This window comes from Candidatus Bandiella numerosa, assembly GCF_021811875.1.
In the GTDB taxonomy this organism is placed as follows: Bacteria; Pseudomonadota; Alphaproteobacteria; order Rickettsiales; family Midichloriaceae; genus Aquirickettsia; species Aquirickettsia numerosa_A.
The window spans coordinates 1-565 of sequence record NZ_JAJBJD010000210.1 but is presented as its reverse complement, the minus strand read 5'-3'; the positions used below and the strand labels follow the sequence as shown (position 1 = coordinate 565).

At 63.7% G+C, this 565-nt stretch carries 1 protein-coding gene; it reads right to left on the bottom strand.

What is annotated here, in order from left to right; translation table 11 throughout:
• A partial coding sequence (locus L8D11_RS05415) for a phosphohexomutase domain-containing protein (protein WP_458692971.1) occupies nucleotides 1-565 on the bottom strand: 565 nt, incomplete at both ends.

The following is a 565-nucleotide window of genomic DNA, read 5'->3' as shown; positions in this document are numbered from 1 at the left end:
GACCGAGATTGGACATCGCCGTGGTGACGACGCCGTCGCGGGCAAGGAGGTCACGCTTCTTCCAGTCGGTGGCAATGAGGCCGATCAGCTGGTCGCCATCGATCTCCTCGCCGGTCTCGTCGACCAGGATGCAGCGGTCGGCATCGCCATCGAGCGCAATGCCGATATCGGCGCGGTATTTACGGACCGCCTCGCGAAGCGCCAGCGTGTTGGTGCTGCCGACCTCCTGATTGATATTGAACCCGTCCGGCGACACACCGATGGGGAAGATCTCCGCGCCAAGTTCATAGAGGGCGGCCGGGGCGACCTTGTAGGCCGCGCCATTCGCGCAATCGATACAGACCCGAAGCCCGGAGAGCCGCATGCCCCTTGGAAAGGTTGCCTTCACGATCTCGACATAGCGCGCCTGCGCATCATCGACGCGGCGGGTGCGCCCAAGTGCGGACGGCGCAGCCAGCTTGTCATCAAGCGCCCGGTCCATCCGGCTCTCGATCTCCAGCTCGATCTCATCGGAGAGCTTGTAGCCGTCCGGGCCGAAGAGCTTCAGCCCATTATCCTCATAGGC